This window comes from Psychrobacter sp. HII-4, from assembly GCF_904846595.1.
GTDB classification, from domain to species: Bacteria; Pseudomonadota; Gammaproteobacteria; order Pseudomonadales; family Moraxellaceae; genus Psychrobacter; species Psychrobacter celer.
Genome location: NZ_CAJHBJ010000088.1, coordinates 1 through 1,469, shown reverse-complemented (window position 1 = coordinate 1,469; position 1,469 = coordinate 1). Strand labels below are relative to the sequence as shown.

2 protein-coding genes are annotated in these 1,469 nt (G+C 31.9%); one reads left to right on the top strand and one right to left on the bottom strand.

Annotated features, from left to right (window positions below; genetic code table 11):
- Positions 1-305 precede the first annotated feature (305 nt).
- Positions 306-926, bottom strand: a complete 621-nt coding sequence (locus JMX98_RS13810; protein ID WP_201587398.1) for a hypothetical protein — start codon at positions 924-926, stop codon at positions 306-308.
- 270 nt (positions 927-1,196) lie between these two features.
- On the opposite strand from JMX98_RS13810, the gene JMX98_RS14360 reads away from it, so the two are divergent.
- On the top strand, positions 1,197-1,379 hold the full coding sequence (locus tag JMX98_RS14360) for a hypothetical protein (RefSeq protein ID WP_201587397.1): 183 nt from the start codon (positions 1,197-1,199) through the stop codon (positions 1,377-1,379).
- Positions 1,380-1,469: the final 90 nt, after the last annotated feature.

Sequence of the window (1,469 nt, the reverse complement as noted above, 5' to 3'; positions counted from 1 at the left end):
CTGATTTGAACCCTATCGAGAAGAAGTGGGCACAGGCTAAGTTTCTGCGCCAAGGGTGGATGGAGAATAATTTACCTAAACTGTTTCATGATATGGGCTGTATCGATTTTATAAAGATTTAACTATAGTACGCAAGTCGCCTTGATAGGTTACTTTTGAAGTTGTAATACACTTCTCCTTAATAGTTGTTAATTTGGCTTATAATATTTTAAAAAATCTGTATAACGCTCCACTAAGCAGAAATCAATGATTGCCTATAACTCCGAAGCGATAGTCAACTGTAAAAATTTCACTGAAGTGAGCTTTCAAGCATTGCTCCCTTTGCTCCATAGATAAATATCAAAAACTCTTTCATGAAACCATTTACTTGAACTTATTTCATCTATGTATTTCTTGTCAGCAAACCTTTGATCTACTGCATATAAACTTAAACTAGATAATATTGTACAAACACTTTGGATTTCTTTTTTGTGATTTTCAAATTCAGCTAGCCAGTTCTCATAATAATCTTGTAAATCACCATTTTTAGATCCTACTGCAATTCGAGCTTGTGAATCATATATTAATATTGGAGATTTAAATTTAAGCCAGAGAAATTTCGTAGTCAAAGATAACACACCTCTGTTACCATATTTATTTGATATTTCAGTTTCAATTTCTAATATTTTTTTAACAGGATCTTTTTCAAACTGGTCAATTGATAAATTATCTATAATATCTAAAACAGGCTGATACCGCTCTATACCAATTTTTTCATCAAAAGCAGTTGGTAGATTTCTTGCTACCCTATAAAACCCTCCTGCACTTTTCAATGCAGATAATTTTTCTTTTTGATTAGAACCCGAAAGGGCTAAACAATAATCTCTATCATAGGACAACCATTGATTAAGATAATACAGAGAACTATATTCAAATGTTTGAATCAACTTACACTCCTAAATGTAAATGTATCATGTCCATTAAGCAAACTAAAACCTACACTTAACCAAATTAAAAACTCCTTTTTAGATTAATTGGTCATAACTCTTTGTTCTAGAACTCTAAAGCACAGGGCTTTAATGTCAATATTCATACGTTTATTAACTTTGTTGTTTATAGAGCTCTATAAATTGCTTAGAAAACTCTTCAGCTAAGGTTCTACTATCTGTAACAGTAATATTTTCGTTATTGTTTTAAGCATTACAATTATACGACTCATGAATAACTTTGTAAAAGCCGGTGTAATGGACAAAATTCAGGCTGATACAGCCCTTAAAGCTATATACTATAAGTATTTGCAAGGATTGAAAGCCATGAATCAAAAAACTGCCCTTTTTGTGGTGAAAAACACATTAAAAAGAAGGGTCACAAATCAGGAAAACAACAGTACAAATGCCTAACTTGTGATCGGCAGTTTTTAGGTGGCAAACGTCTTAACAATGAAATATTGTGGACTGAATATACACAAGGTAAACAGACCTATAAACAAC